We start from the raw sequence: 12,609 nt of genomic DNA on the forward strand, positions 1-12,609 counted from the left end.
ACGGAAGCGTGAAGCGGCCCGCGTCCACAGCCCGCCGTCAGCGGGGTGTTGCACAATGACCCCTGCCCCGGCGGCGGTTGACCGGGATCCGGCGGCGGCGGGCAGGGGGAGCGATGCGGGCGGGAGAGGAGCTGGCCGGGCGGTACCGGCTCGACGTGCGGCTCGGGCAGGGCGGCGTCGGCGAGGTGTGGCGGGCCCAGGACCTGGAGCTCGGGCGGGCCGTGGCCGTGAAGGTGCTGCTGGAGTTCGACGCCTCCGAGGAACAGCTGGGCCGGTTCCGGCGGGAGGCGGAGATCGGGGCGCGGCTACGGCACCCGGGGATCACGGTCGTCCACGACACCGGGCGGCACGGGAAGCGGCTGTTCATCGTGATGGAGCTGCTGGAGGGCATGGACCTCGCCCAGCGCCTCGCCGCGCACCCCGGGGGCGGGCTGCCGCTGCCCGAGGTGCTGGACCTGGGCCTGCAGGCGGCGGAGGCCCTCGCGGCGGCGCACGCGCAACAGGTGGTGCACCGGGACCTGAAGCCCGCGAACCTGTTCCTGCTCACCGAAGGCCGCCTGAAGATCTGCGACTTCGGCATCGCCCGCACCGCCCATGCCACGGCCTCCCTGACCGCCACCGGCCATGTCTTCGGCACCCCCGCCTATATGGCGCCCGAGCAGTGGCGCGGCGAACGGGTCGGCGCGAGCTGCGACATGTACGCACTGGGGGGCGTGCTGCACGCGCTGTCGACGGGTGCGCCGCCGTTCCCGGTCACCGAGACCCCATGGGTGCTGATGCGCCGCCACCTGGACGAGACCGCGCCCGCCCTGGACACCGTACGGGCGGACGTGCCGGCTCCGCTGGCGGAGCTGGTCGCCGGCCTGCTGGCCAAGGACCCGCGGGCCCGCCCCGACGCCCCGTCCGCCGCAGGGCGGCTGCGCGCCCTGCTGGCGACGACGGACGCACGGGTGCCGACCCGGGACACGGCGGCACCGCCCCCGGACGCACGGCCGCTGACCCGCGACACGCAGGCACCGCCCCCGGACGCGCAGGTGCCGCCGCCCGGGCCCGGCGCCGCGGCCCCGGACGGCCCGGCACTGCCGCCCGGCCCCCCGGGCGCGGACACCGCCGGGCCCACGCACCACGCCGGCCCCCCGGACCGGCCCGGCCCCCGCCCCGAACGCCGGGGCGGCGGTGGGCCGACGCGGCGCACGGTGCTGCTCGGGGGCCTGGGCGCCGCCGGGGCCGCGGGCGGGGCCTACGCGGCGCTGCGGCTGACCCGCTGGAGCGGCGGCGGCGCGGGCGCTGGGGGCGGGACGGCCGGCCCCCGGGCGGGGGTGGTCATCACCCATCACACCGACTCCGTCGGGTCGGTGGCGTTCAGCCCGGACGGCCGGTTCCTCGCGAGCGGGAGCAGCGACCGCACGGTCCGGCTGTGGAACATGGCGGCCGCCTCCGGCTCCTCCCCCTTCCGGGCCCGGTCCGCGACGGTGACGTGCGTGGCGTTCAGCCCCGACGGGAAGGTCCTCGCGAGCGCCGGGCTGGACCGGGCCATCGCCCTGTCGGACGTCGAACGCCGCAGTGACAAGGCCGAGCTGAAGGCGTCGGCCGGTGTGCTGGCGGCCGTCTTCAGCCCGGACGGCACGCTGCTCGCCGACGCCGACGACCGCACCGTCCGCCTCTGGGACCTCGCCGCCGGCACGGTGACCGCCACCCTCGACGCCCACGGCGGCACCGTCCGCTCGGTCGCGTTCAGCCCCGACGGCCGCACCCTGGCCAGCGGCGGTGAGGACGGCGCCGTCCGACTGTGGGACGTCACGGCCCGCTCCAACACCGCGACCCTCACCGGCCACACCGCGCACGTGGCCTCGGTGGCGTTCAGCCCGGACGGCCGCACCCTGGCCAGCGGCGGCGGCGACACCACCATCCGCCTCTGGGACCCGGCCACCGCCGCCGCAACCGCCACCCTCACCGGCAGCAACAGCACCGTCCGGTCGGTGGCCTTCAGCCCCGACGGCCGCACCCTCGCGGGCGGCGGCGGGCGGACGGTCCGGCTGTGGGACGTGGCCACGCGCACCGCCGCCACCAAGCTCAACGGGCACACCGGCGCCGTCACCGCCGTGGCCTTCAGCCCGGACGGCGTGCACCTGGCGAGCGGCAGCGAGGATTCCACCGTCCGCATCTGGCGGATCTCCTGAAAACCGCCGAGACCCCCGGGAATGTGCGCATGACCTACCGCCGCCACCCCCACGACAGCATCGACCTGCCCCAGGACCGGGGCTGCCTGCGGTGGGTGCTGGGCGCCCCCCTGGCCGTCCTCGTCTACCTGCCGGCCGCCTGTCTCTGCTACGTCTCCCTGGCCCTGCACCCGGACGGCCCGTACGACCGGATCCGCGACGACGCCCTGTTCACGGCCCACGCCTGCGTCGCCCTGTGCTTCGCCGGGCTGCTGCTGACCGCCGTGCCCGTCTTCCACCGCACCCTGGGCCGCTGGTGGTACGCGGCGCCCTTCGCCCTGGCCTCGATCGCCTTCCTGCGCGGCCAGACCCTCTGACGCCCGGCCGCCCGTCAGGAACCGGTGACGGCCCGCTCCAGCAGGTCGCGCAGCACCTGCTGCTCCTCCGGCGCGAGGCCCGCCACCGGCGAATCGACGTGGAGGAGGTCGAGCAGCCGGATCCGCAGCCCCGCGCCCTCGTCCGTCAGGACGAGGAGCTTGGCGCGCCGGTCCGTGGGGTGGCAACGACGCTCGACCAGGCCCTGCCTCTCCAGCCGGTCCACGACGAAGGTGGCGTTGGAGGGCTCGCAGTTCATCCGCTCGGCGAGCTCCCGCATGGTCATCGGCCCGGTCAGCTCCCGCAGGGCGGTCGCCTGCGCGGCGGTCAGGCCCAGGGCGGTGGCCCGCTTCCGCACGTGTTCGGCGATCCGCTGGGCGAGCCCGTCGACCAGGCCGCACAGCTGCCGTTCGGCGACGGCCTGCGACTGCGGCTCCGGGGACTTCGTCATGCCGCCCACCCTAACAACCCCATCAAGCCAATATATTTACAGCTTGAATGATTCAAGCTTGATGTTTATAGTGATCACCGTCGCGCACCGGCACCTCACCAGGGAGAAGAAATGCCCGACTTGACCGCATCCACCCACCGAGACGACGCCCGCCTCCGCCGCCCCTCGGGCGTCCGCTCCCTCCAGCTGGGCGAGACGAAGGTGTCCTACGTCCCGGACGGCGCCGTACGCCTGCGCCCCCTGAGCCTGCTCCCCGGCACCACCGACGCGACCTGGGCCGCGCACCCGGAGTACCTGGACGAGACGGGCCACCTGGCCGGCAGCGTCGGCGCCCTCCTCGTGGAGCACGGCGGCCGCGCCCTGCTCATCGACGCCGGTATCGGCCCGCACGCCTTCGAGAGCCCGGACGGCCCCCTGCACTCGGCCCACGGCGGCGCCCTCCCCGACAGCCTGGCCGCCCTCGGCCGCCGGCCCGAGGACATCGAGGCGGTGGCCTTCACCCACCTCCACCCCGACCACCTCGGCTGGGCCTGCGAACCCCTCCTCGGACACGCCGAGTTCCTGATCTCCGAGCCGGAGTGGGAAGGCCGCGACGCCCTGGAGGCCCATGTGGCAGCGGCCCTCTCGAAGAACGTCCGCACGATCACCCACGACGAGGAGGTCTTCCCCGGCGTCCGCGTCCGCATCACCCCGGGCCACACGGTCGGGCACGCCGAGTACGTCATCACCGGCGGCGGCCGCCGCCTGATCGCCTTCGGCGACGCGATGCACTCGCCGATCCAGGCCTCCCACCCCTCCTGGTCCGCGGGCTTCGACCACGACCTCCCCGCCACGGCCGTCCACCGCCACCGCCTGGCGGCGGAGCTCGCCGAGCCGGACACGATCGGCTTCGGCGTCCACTTCGCGGACGTCGTCTTCGGCCGGATCGACCAGGACCCCGCCGGCCCGGCCTGGCACCCGGTGGACGCCTAGCCGCCGCCTAGCCGCCGCCTAGCCGGTGAGCTGTCCAGCGGCCTTCCGGGTGCGGGGCGGTGGGGCCTTGGCCAGACTGGCGGGGAGATGACCGAATCCACCCTGGCCGGCCGGACGGACGGCCGGCTCCGCGGGCGGCTGCTGCTGCTGCCGCCGGTCGTCGCCTGGCTGGTCTCCAACCTGGTCACCTGGGCGGTGGCGCGCGCCTCCGTCGCCGCGGACGGATCACGGGTGGCCTACTGGTCCACCGACAGCCGCCGCCGCTGGGACTCCGAGCACTACCTCTCCATCGCCCGCGGCGGCTACGAGATGTTCCGCTGCCGGGACCGGTACGCGAACTTCCCCGACGTCATGTGCGGGAACGTGGCCTGGTTCCCCGGGTACCCCATGGCGGTGCGGGCGGTGTCCGGGACCGGGCTCTCCTACGAGCTCTCCGCCGTCGTCGTCACCGAGGCGGCGCTGCTGGGGATGTTCGCGGTGCTGTGGTGGCTGCTCGGCGCCCGGCTCACCCGGGCCACCGCGCTGACCCTCGCCGTCGGCACCGTCTTCCCGGGCGGCGTCTACTTCCACGCCGTGTTCCCGATCGCCCTCGCGACACTGGCCCTGCTCGTCTGCGTCGCCGGCGTGGGGCGCGGGTCCTGGTGGGCCGCCACGGCGGGCGGCTTCGTGGCGGTCGCCTGTCACCCGGTCGGCGCCGTCGCCGTCGTGATGCTGCTGTCGAGCGCCCTGTTCGCGTGGCGCGGGGACACCCGGCCGCGCCGGTGGGCCAAGGCCGGGCTGTCGGCGGCGGCCGCCGGGTGCGGGGCGCTGTGGGCCGCCTGGCAGATGTGGCAGGCGACGGGCCGCTGGGACGCGTACCGGACCATCCAGCGGATCAGCTACGGGCAGGGGGACCTCCGCGAGCCCTTCGCCGAGATGGTCCGGGCCTACCGGGTCCCGTTCCGCGACTGGTACACCCCCAAGGGCGACCTGCCCTGGCTGCTGGAGCACGCCCTCGCCGCGCACCGTCCACAGCTGTGGGTGAACGCCGCCTTCGTGCTGCTGGTGGTGGCGACGGCGGCCGTCCTGCTGCTGCGGCGCCGGCGGCTCGCGGCCGAGGAGTGGGCCGCGCTGGTCCTGACGGTGGCGGTGTTCCTGGTGCCGTTCGTCGCGGGAGCGCAGATGTCCTGGTACCGGGTCCACGCGCAGATGTTCGTCGGGCTGCTCCTGGTCCGGCGGACGCCCGTGTGGGTACAGGTCCCGCTCCTGGCGGCCTGCGCGGCCCAGTACGCCCTTCTGGCGGCCATGTTCTTCGCCGGGGTGCTGGTCTGAGGGGCCTACCGCCCCTCTTCCCCGGTGTCGCGGGCCACGACGTACGTCGGCCGGGCCTGGACCGCCGTGTGGATGCGGGCCACGTACTCGCCGAGCATGCCCAGGCAGAACAGCTGGACGGCGCCGAAGAACAGCATGGTGATGATCAGGGAGGTCCAGCCGGGCAGCGTGTCGCCCGTGGCGTGGACGACGAGGGCCCACACCAGGAACCCCAGGCAGACCAGGGAGCTCAGCGCGCCGATCGCGGTGGCCAGCCGCAGCGGGACGGCGGAGAAGCTGGTGATGCTGTCGAAGGCCAGCAGGACCATCTTGTGCAGGGGGTACTTGGAGGTGCCCGCCGCCCGCTCCGCGCGCCGGTAGGCGATCTGCCCGCTGGGGAAGCCCAGCCAGGGGATGAGCAGGCGGTAGATCTGCTGCTGGTCGGGGAGGGTCTTGAGGGTGTCCACGACGGCACGGGACAGCAGCCGGAAGTCCCCGGCCTGGTCGGGTACGAAGGAGCCGGCGAGGCGGCGCATGAGCCGGTAGTAGACGCCGGCCGTGCGGCGTTTGAAGCCGCTGTCCGTGGAGCGGTCGGTGCGGACGCCGTAGACGATGTCGAGGCGTTCGGCCCGGGCGAGGGCGAGCATGTCGGGGATGACCTCCGGCGGGTCCTGGAGGTCCGCGTCGATGCTGACCACGTACGCGCCGCGGGCGCGGCGCAGTCCGGCGGTGAGGGCGGCCTGGTGGCCGCTGTTGCGCCTGAGGGTCACCACGCGCAGCTGCGGCCAGCCCGCGCGCAGGTCCTCCAGCAGGAGGGGGGTCCGGTCGGTGGAGCCGTCGTCGACGGCGATGACCTCGTACGGTTCGCCGCACCCGTCCAGGACCGGCCTGAGCCGTGCCGCCAGGACGGGCAGCACTTCCTCCTCGTTGAAGACGGGGACCGCGACCGACACGGCCGGCGCGTCCCCGCGCTCGTCGTCCACAGCCCTCATCATGCGCGAAGCCCCCGCCACCGGCACGCGGAGGAGGAAACGCCGCGGCCCCCGCCCGGACGGGGGCGGGGGCCGCGGCGTGCGGGTGCCGGCGCGTCAGGCGGCGACGGCGACCGGGGCCGGGGCCGGGGCGGCGGCGGGCTCGTCCAGCGGGGAGGACGAGGCGGCGGCGTAGGCCTCCTTGTCGAGGATCCCCTCACGTGCGGAGACGAGGACCGGGACGACGGCCTGGCCGGCGACGTTGGTGGCCGTGCGCATCATGTCGAGGATCGGGTCGATCGCCATCAGCAGGCCGACGCCGGCGAGCGGCAGGCCCAGGGTGGAGAGGGTCAGGGTGAGCATGACCGTCGCACCGGTGAGACCGGCCGTGGCGGCGGAGCCGACGACCGAGACGAACGCGATGAGCAGGTACTCCTTGATGCCCAGCTGCACGTCGAAGATGTTGGCGATGAAGATCGCGGCGAGGGCCGGGTAGATCGCGGCGCAGCCGTCCATCTTGGTGGTGGCGCCGAACGGGACGGAGAAGGAGGCGTACTCCTTCGGGACGCCCAGGCGCTCGGTGACCTTCTGGGTGACCGGCATGGTGCCGACCGAGGAGCGGGAGACGAAGGCCAGCTGGATGGCGGGCCAGGCGCCCTTGAAGAACTGGACCGGGTTGACCTTGGCGACCGTGGCGAGGAGCAGCGGGTAGACGCCGAACATGACCAGGGCGCAGCCGATGTAGATGTCGGCGGTGAAGGTGGCGTACTTGCCGATCAGGTCCCAGCCGTAGCTGGCGATGGCGGTGCCGATGAGGCCGACGGTACCGATCGGTGCGAGCCGGATGACCCACCACAGGGCCTTCTGGAGGAGCTCCAGGACGGACTCGGCGAGGTTCAGGACGGGCTGGGCCTTGGCGCCGAGCTGGAGGGCGGCGATGCCGGCGACGGCGGCGAGGAAGACGATCTGCAGGACGTTCAGCTCGGTGAACGGGGTGACGATGTCCTTCGGCACGATGCCGGTCAGGAAGTCGATCCAGGAGCCGTGCCGCTTGGGCTCCTTGCCGTCGGCCGGGGTGAGGCCGGTGCCGGCGCCCGGGTCGGTCAGCAGGCCGATCGCGAGGCCGATGCCCACCGCGATCAGCGAGGTGATCATGAACCAGAGCAGGGTGCGGGAGGCGAGGCGGGCGGCGTTGTTCACCTTCCGCAGGTTGGTGATCGACACCAGGATCGCGAAGAAGACGAGCGGGGCGACGGCCAGCTTGAGCAGCTGGATGAAGATGTCACCGACCTGCTCCAGGGTGGTCTTCAGCCAGCTGACGTCCTGGCTGCGGGCTATCCAGCCGAAGAGGACGCCGAGCGCGAGACCGGCGACGATCTGGGCCCAGAAGGGGAACGTGAAGGAGGCCTTGGCGGGAGCCTGGGCCTGGGGGGACGTGGACACGGCAATCTCCGGGGGACGCACGGACGTACGGCGGAAGGTTTCTGCGGGGGGTGCGGTACGGCGGCAGCCGGAAAGGGGCCGGGCCGGCCGGCGACCGCTGCTGCGGGCGCTTCAGCGGCAACAGCAACAGGCCGCTGACACGCGGCGGCAGAGGTCGACGTGCAGGCGCGCCACGAGCGGGAGGCTCGGGCTCATCGGGTGCGCTGCGACGGTCAACATGCCGCACACGCTAACACTTCTGCTTTGAGAAACCCAAAGGGTTGCTTTGAGAACTGATCACGGACGCCTCGGTCCATGGCGCCCACACACCCCCGGAAACGCCGAAGCCCCAGCGCGGCGGGGGGTGTTCCCGGCGCTGGGGCTCGTCGGTGGAGCGTTCGTATCAGCAGCTCACGCGCGGGCGGCGTCGTCGGCCGCGTCCTCCTGGCTGCGGTTCGCGGCGAGCTTCTGCTTCGCATCCGCGACGCGTCCGGAAATCTGCTGGGACATCTCCTCGCGCTGCTTGCGCAGCAGGACGAAGGAGAGCGGCGCGGAGAGCACCAGCGCGAGCAGCACGACCCAGGCGGGGTTGGCGGCGCCCAGCCCCTTGGGCACGACGCCGAAGTGGACGAGGAGGGCGACGAAGACCAGGCATCCGACGAAGATGCCCAGGCGCATCGCGGTGTAGCGGATCGTCGCACTCGGCTTGAGGGACACGATGACCCCTTCTTTCTCATCGGAAACGTCGGACGCGTCGGCACGTACCCGTCCAGTGAAGCACGCCGGGCCTGGGCACACGGCCGTCGGGGGCCTCAGTGCAGGGGGAGCAGCATCGTGATGCCGTCGCGGTCGTCGCCGGGGGCGACGCGGATGGCGCCGGGGATCCGGCCGACCTCCTTGTAGCCGCAGGCCGCGTAGAAGTGCTCCAGGCCCATGCCGCCCCGGCACTCCAGGACGACGGCCTCGATGCCGTCCAGCGTGCGCGCGGCGTCGGCGAGGGCGGCCATCAGCGCGCGGCCGGCGCCGCGGCCCTGGAGGGAGGGGCGGACCATGACGGTGTACGCGTACACCCAGTGCGTCATCAGGCGGTGCGGGTTGAAGGCGAGGAAGGCCACGGCGGCCACGGTCCCGTCCGCGTCGCGCCCGATCAGCAGCCGGTGGCGGCCCTCGGCCATCGCGACGAGGTGCTTGACCAGGGCGGGCCGGATGTCCTCGAGGGTGACGGGCGGGACGAACCCGACGGCGCCCCCGGCATTGGAGACCTCGGTCCACAGCTCCGCGATGCCGTCGCGGAGGGCGGGGTCGACGACGGGATCGAAGGTGAAGGCAAGGGTCGTAAGGGTCACAGTGGAAAGGTATCTATTACCTGCCCGCCCCGGCAACGGGTTTCCGGCATGCGGCAGGCCCCGGTCCGCCGGGGACCGGGGCCTGCGCACGGGCCGGACGGGGCGTCAGACGCGCATCGCCTGCGGGGTCTCGCGCAGCGAGGCGTCCGGGCCGGGGTACTCGCGGATGATCTCGTAGCGCGTGTTGCGCTCGACGGGGCGGAAACCCGCCTCGCGGATCAGCTCGAGGAGGTCGTCGCGGGTCAGCTTGTTCGGGGTGCCGTAGTTGTCCGCGTCGTGCGTGATCTTGTACTCGACCACCGAGCCGTCCATGTCGTCCGCCCCGTGCTGGAGCGCGAGCTGGGCGGTCTGCACGCCGTGCATCACCCAGAACACCTTGACGTGCGGCACGTTGTCGAACAGCAGGCGCGAGACCGCGAAGGTCTTGAGCGCCTCGGCGCCCGTCGCCATCGTCGTGCGCGCCTGGAGCTTGTTGCGGACCTTGCCGTCCTTCATGTCCACGAAGTCGTGCTGGTAGCGCAGCGGGATGAAGACCTGGAAGCCGCCGGTCTCGTCCTGGAGCTCGCGCAGGCGGAGCACGTGGTCCACGCGGTGGCGCGGCTCCTCGATGTGCCCGTAGAGCATGGTGCTCGGGGTCTTGAGCCCCTTCTCGTGCGCGAGGCGGTGGATGCGCGACCAGTCCTCCCAGTGGGTGCGGTGGTCGACGATGTGCTGACGCACCTCCCAGTCGAAGATCTCCGCGCCGCCGCCGGTCAGGGACTCCAGCCCCGCCTCGATCAGCTCGTCGAGGATCTCGGAGGCCGACAGGCCCGAGATGGTCTCGAAGTGGTGGATCTCCGTCGCCGTGAACGCCTTCAGCGAGACGTTCGGCAGCGCCTCCTTGAGGGCGGAGAGCGAGCGCGGGTAGTAGCGCCACGGGAGGGAGGGGTGCAGGCCGTTGACGATGTGCAGCTCGGTGAGGTTCTCGTTCTCCATGGCCTTGGCCAGGCGGACGGCCTCCTCGATGCGCATCGTGTACGCGTCCTTCTCGCCCGGCTTGCGCTGGAACGAGCAGTACGCGCAGGAGGCGGTGCACACGTTCGTCATGTTGAGGTGGCGGTTGACGTTGAAGTGGACCACGTCGCCGTTCTTGCGGGTGCGCACCTCGTGGGCGAGACCGCCCAGCCACGCCAGGTCGTCCGACTCGTAGAGGGCGATGCCGTCCTCACGCGTCAGCCGCTCGCCGGAGCGGACCTTCTCCTCCAGCTCGCGCTTGAGCCCAGCGTCCATGCCGGTGTCTCCCTGTCTTTTCCTGTCCCAGCCTGTGTGCAACCGCCACCCACCGTACTCTCAGGCGTCCTCGGGCAGCTCGCCGACCCGGTTCTCCCACTTGGTGGAGAGGACGATCGTGGTGCGGGTGCGGGAGACGCCCTTGGTGCCGGAGAGCTTGCGGATGATCTTCTCCAGGCCGTCGACGTCGCTGGCGCGGACCTTGAGCATGAAGGAGTCGTCGCCGGCGATGAACCAGCAGTCCTCGATCTCGGCGAGGTCGCGCAGCCGGCGGGCCACGTCCTCGTGGTCGGCGGCGTCGGAGAGGGAGATGCCGATCAGCGCGGTGACGCCGAGGCCGAGCTCGGCGGCGGCGACGGTCGCGCGGTAACCGGTGATGACGCCGGCCGTCTCCAGACGGTTGATCCGGTCGGTGACGCTGGGGCCGGAGAGGCCCACGAGACGGCCCAGCTCCGCGTACGAGGCACGACCGTTCTCCCGGAGTGCCTGGATGAGCTGCCTGTCCACCGTGTCCATTACGTGGAGCCTTCCATTATTCGGCGATCCTGCAAGTTTAGGTATAGAATCAAAGGCACACAGGGTCAACACCCTGTGAATCTTTCAACAGATCAATGACGATCTTCAGGAGTGGTTCACCGTGTACACGATCGAGATGGCCTACGCGCACATGCGACAGCTCCAGGAGCTGGCCAACCGATCCCGCACCGACCAGCCCGCAGCCGCCTACCGCAACGACAGGACCCGCAGGCCGCTCCGCGCCAAGAAGCGCTAGTCACGGGGGCGGGCGCTGCCAAGCTCCCCCTCCCAACGGCGGTACAGACCGTGCGGCACTCCCGCCGCGTCGAGCACCCGCCCGGCGACGAAGTCCACGAGGTCCTGGATGTGCGTCGCACCCGCATAGAACGCCGGAGAGGCGGGCAGCACGATCGCGCCCGCCTCGTCCAGCGCCACCAGATGCCTGAGCGTCTGCCCGTTCAGCGGGGTCTCCCGCACCGCGACCACCAGCCTGCGCCGCTCCTTCAGCGTCACGCTCGCGACCCGCTGGAGCAGGTCCTTCGACAGTCCGAGCGCCACGCCGGCCACACAGGCCGTGGACGCCGGGACGATCAGCATCCCCTTGACCGGGTACGAACCCGAGCTCGGCCCGGCCGCCAGGTCCCCGGCCGCCCAGTACCGCACGTCGTCGAGCGCCGGCACCGCGAAGGTCCCCGGCTTGCCGTCGGCGCCCCGCGCCAGCCACTCGGCCAGGTCGTCGCGCCAGTGCGCGTCCCGGAAGGCGATCCCGGTCTCGTCCAGCAGGGTCAGCCGCGAGGCCCGGCTGACCACCAGGTCCACCGCCTCGCCCGCCGCGAGCAGCCCTCGGACCACCGAGGCCGCGTACGGCGTCCCGGACGCCCCGGAAACCCCCACCACCCAGGGGGTGCGCTTGCGCTCAGTCATACCTCCGAGACTATCCGGCCACACCGGGAGGACACTCGTTAAGGTGTGCCGGGCGCTCCCCGGACCGGACCGGCAGCGCGCACGACACGCCTCGGGGGGCACGGCACATGAGTACGAACACGACGGGCACGGTCGTTCCGGACTGGTCGCAGAAGGACCGCGCGCTCGCGGCCGCCAAGCTGATGCTGGGCTGGGTGGCCCTGCTGTGGCTGATCGAGGCGGTCGACTACGCCACCGGCCACGCCCTCGACCCGTACGGCATAAAGCCGCGCGAGACCGACGGCCTCACCGGCATACCCCTGGCGCCCTTCCTCCACTTCGGCTTCGGCCACGTCGCGGGCAACAGCCTTCCGCTGCTGGTCCTCGGCTTCGTCACCGCCCTCAGCGGCATCCGCCGCTTCCTGGCCGTCTGCCTGCTGGTCATCGCCGCCGACGGGCTCGGCGTCTGGCTGATCTCCCCCGCCCACAGCCTCACCGTGGGCGCCTCCGGCCTGATCTACGGCCTCTTCGGCTACCTGCTGGTGCGGGGCTTCGTCGAACGCAAGGTCCTGGGCGTCGTGGTGGGGGTGGTGGTCGCCGCGTACTACGGCGGCACGATGTTCCTGGGGCTCCTGCCCCTCGACCCGTTCATCAGCTGGCAGGCCCACCTCTGCGGGCTGGCCGGGGGCGTGGCGACGGCCCTCTGCTACCGCCGCCCGTGACCTACGCCCCGGCGCCGGGGTCCACCGGCAGCCCGGACGTGTCGACCGTGAGCTTGCCGACACCGCTCTCCACGACGACCGTCCCGCCGTACGGGATCACGTCCCGGCCCCGGTAGCCGTCGGGGCCCGGGTTCCAGAGGGTCGTGCAGACGTCCCCGCGGTCGCGGGAGCAGTGCCTCAAGCCAAGCCGGACAAGGACGATCCGCGGCGTGT

15 protein-coding genes are annotated in these 12,609 nt (G+C 72.5%); 6 read left to right on the forward strand and 9 right to left on the reverse strand.

Features of this window, described 5'->3' with window-relative positions; all coding sequences use genetic code 11:
- Positions 1-113 precede the first annotated feature (113 nt).
- Both BX286_RS16200 and BX286_RS16205 read left to right on the forward strand, forming a co-directional pair.
- A complete protein-coding gene (locus BX286_RS16200) occupies positions 114-2,180 on the forward strand; it encodes a WD40 repeat domain-containing serine/threonine protein kinase (RefSeq protein WP_121015299.1) in 2,067 nt (688 codons plus the stop codon).
- 29 nt (positions 2,181-2,209) lie between these two features.
- On the forward strand, positions 2,210-2,536 hold the full coding sequence (locus BX286_RS16205; protein ID WP_079427823.1) for a hypothetical protein: 327 nt from the start codon (positions 2,210-2,212) through the stop codon (positions 2,534-2,536).
- 14 nt (positions 2,537-2,550) lie between these two features.
- Here BX286_RS16205 and BX286_RS16210 read toward each other — a convergent pair whose 3' ends face one another.
- On the reverse strand, positions 2,551-2,985 hold the full coding sequence (locus BX286_RS16210; RefSeq protein ID WP_100863473.1) for a MarR family winged helix-turn-helix transcriptional regulator: 435 nt from the start codon (positions 2,983-2,985) through the stop codon (positions 2,551-2,553).
- A gap of 111 nt (positions 2,986-3,096) precedes the next feature.
- Between BX286_RS16210 and BX286_RS16215 the strand changes: the two genes are divergently transcribed.
- Together BX286_RS16215 and BX286_RS16220 are read left to right on the forward strand one after the other, a co-directional pair.
- Complete coding sequence (locus BX286_RS16215; RefSeq protein ID WP_079427827.1) at positions 3,097-3,957, forward strand: MBL fold metallo-hydrolase; 861 nt, start codon at positions 3,097-3,099, stop codon at positions 3,955-3,957.
- A gap of 87 nt (positions 3,958-4,044) precedes the next feature.
- Positions 4,045-5,268: a hypothetical protein gene (locus BX286_RS16220; protein ID WP_121015301.1), complete on the forward strand. Its 1,224-nt coding sequence runs from the start codon at positions 4,045-4,047 to the stop codon at positions 5,266-5,268.
- A gap of 5 nt (positions 5,269-5,273) precedes the next feature.
- Here the strand turns inward: BX286_RS16220 and BX286_RS16225 are convergent, their stop codons facing one another.
- The 6 genes from BX286_RS16225 to BX286_RS16250 form a co-directional block, all read right to left on the reverse strand.
- Positions 5,274-6,239 carry a glycosyltransferase family 2 protein gene (locus BX286_RS16225; RefSeq protein WP_100864206.1) on the reverse strand — a complete coding sequence of 322 codons (966 nt, stop codon included), beginning with the start codon at positions 6,237-6,239 and terminating at the stop codon, positions 5,274-5,276.
- Positions 6,240-6,335: 96 nt separating this feature from the next.
- Positions 6,336-7,661 carry a dicarboxylate/amino acid:cation symporter gene (locus BX286_RS16230; RefSeq protein WP_121015303.1) on the reverse strand — a complete coding sequence of 442 codons (1,326 nt, stop codon included), beginning with the start codon at positions 7,659-7,661 and terminating at the stop codon, positions 6,336-6,338.
- A 390-nt stretch (positions 7,662-8,051) separates the two neighbouring features.
- Positions 8,052-8,360, reverse strand: coding sequence for a DUF4229 domain-containing protein (locus BX286_RS16235; RefSeq protein ID WP_398898892.1), 309 nt, complete (start codon positions 8,358-8,360; stop codon positions 8,052-8,054).
- Between the two features lie 92 nt (positions 8,361-8,452).
- Positions 8,453-8,986: a GNAT family N-acetyltransferase gene (locus tag BX286_RS16240; protein WP_079427833.1), complete on the reverse strand. Its 534-nt coding sequence runs from the start codon at positions 8,984-8,986 to the stop codon at positions 8,453-8,455.
- Positions 8,987-9,091: 105 nt separating this feature from the next.
- Positions 9,092-10,255: an aminofutalosine synthase MqnE gene (mqnE, locus tag BX286_RS16245; protein ID WP_079427835.1), complete on the reverse strand. Its 1,164-nt coding sequence runs from the start codon at positions 10,253-10,255 to the stop codon at positions 9,092-9,094.
- A 60-nt stretch (positions 10,256-10,315) separates the two neighbouring features.
- Positions 10,316-10,771, reverse strand: coding sequence for an Lrp/AsnC family transcriptional regulator (locus BX286_RS16250; protein ID WP_042811055.1), 456 nt, complete (start codon positions 10,769-10,771; stop codon positions 10,316-10,318).
- 121 nt (positions 10,772-10,892) lie between these two features.
- Between BX286_RS16250 and BX286_RS37450 the strand changes: the two genes are divergently transcribed.
- Positions 10,893-11,027, forward strand: coding sequence for a hypothetical protein (locus tag BX286_RS37450; protein WP_257790361.1), 135 nt, complete (start codon positions 10,893-10,895; stop codon positions 11,025-11,027).
- Here BX286_RS37450 and BX286_RS16255 read toward each other — a convergent pair.
- The gene (locus tag BX286_RS16255; protein WP_079427837.1) at positions 11,024-11,695 is read right to left on the reverse strand and encodes a UbiX family flavin prenyltransferase; all 672 of its coding nucleotides are present in this window, start codon (positions 11,693-11,695) and stop codon (positions 11,024-11,026) included. The genes BX286_RS37450 and BX286_RS16255 overlap by 4 nt on opposite strands.
- Positions 11,696-11,802: 107 nt before the next feature.
- Here BX286_RS16255 and BX286_RS16260 point away from each other — a divergent pair, with 107 nt between their 5' ends.
- The gene (locus tag BX286_RS16260; protein WP_079427838.1) at positions 11,803-12,396 is read left to right on the forward strand and encodes a rhomboid family intramembrane serine protease; all 594 of its coding nucleotides are present in this window, start codon (positions 11,803-11,805) and stop codon (positions 12,394-12,396) included.
- 1 nt (position 12,397) lies between these two features.
- On the opposite strand, the gene BX286_RS16265 is transcribed toward BX286_RS16260, so the two are convergent.
- Entirely contained in the window at positions 12,398-12,577 is a 180-nt protein-coding gene (locus BX286_RS16265) for a hypothetical protein (RefSeq protein WP_100863470.1), read from the reverse strand.
- Positions 12,578-12,609: the final 32 nt, after the last annotated feature.

Origin of the sequence: Streptomyces sp. 3211.6, from assembly GCF_003634815.1 — a bacterium.
Lineage (GTDB): Bacteria > Actinomycetota > Actinomycetes > Streptomycetales > Streptomycetaceae > Streptomyces > Streptomyces katrae_A.